This is a genomic window from Thalassolituus sp. UBA2009 (assembly GCF_002335285.1).
Lineage (GTDB): Bacteria > Pseudomonadota > Gammaproteobacteria > Pseudomonadales > Oceanobacteraceae > Venatoribacter > Venatoribacter alkanivorans.
In genome coordinates, this window is sequence record NZ_DDCJ01000007.1 from 21,144 (window position 1) to 21,688 (window position 545).

At 58.7% G+C, this 545-nt stretch carries 1 protein-coding gene; it reads right to left on the bottom strand.

Annotation, left to right across the window (positions count from 1 at the left end):
- Positions 1–483: 5'/3'-nucleotidase SurE (gene surE, locus B3P58_RS00845; RefSeq protein WP_286715313.1), on the bottom strand; the 483-nt coding region annotated here is incomplete at its 3' end.
- Between the last annotated feature and the right edge of the window lie 62 nt (positions 484–545).

Consider the following 545-nt stretch of genomic DNA (forward strand, 5'->3'; position numbering starts at 1 on the left):
CGGCACGTTGATATTGATCACCGAATTGGCCGGCAGACGCAGCTGTTCCAGCTTCGGCAGCAATTCCAGCAATACCCGCGCAGCCGTGGCAAAGTGTTGTTTACCGGTCAGCGACACCGCTATTGGTGTCTTGGCCAGAAAGCGCCCTTCCATTGCGGCGGCAACGGTGCCGGAATAGAGCACGTCGTCACCCAGGTTGGCGCCGGCATTGATACCGGCGATCACCCGCTCACAACGGTTTGTGTAAAAGGCATTAACACCCAGATGCACGCAGTCGGTCGGCGTGCCATTGACGCTGATAAAACCATTATCCAGATGCAGCGGATGCAGCGGCCGGTCGAGGGTCAGCGAGTTGCTGGCACCGCTGCGGTCACGGTCGGGGGCAACCACCAGGACGTCTCGCCCGGCATCGGTCAGCGCCTGCGCCAGGGTACGAAGCCCGGGAGCATGAACTCCATCATCATTCGACAGCATCAGCGTCATGAGCATTCACATTCTCTGGTTACTGTACCTGCATCAGTTCACGGATTACGGAGGACGCATAA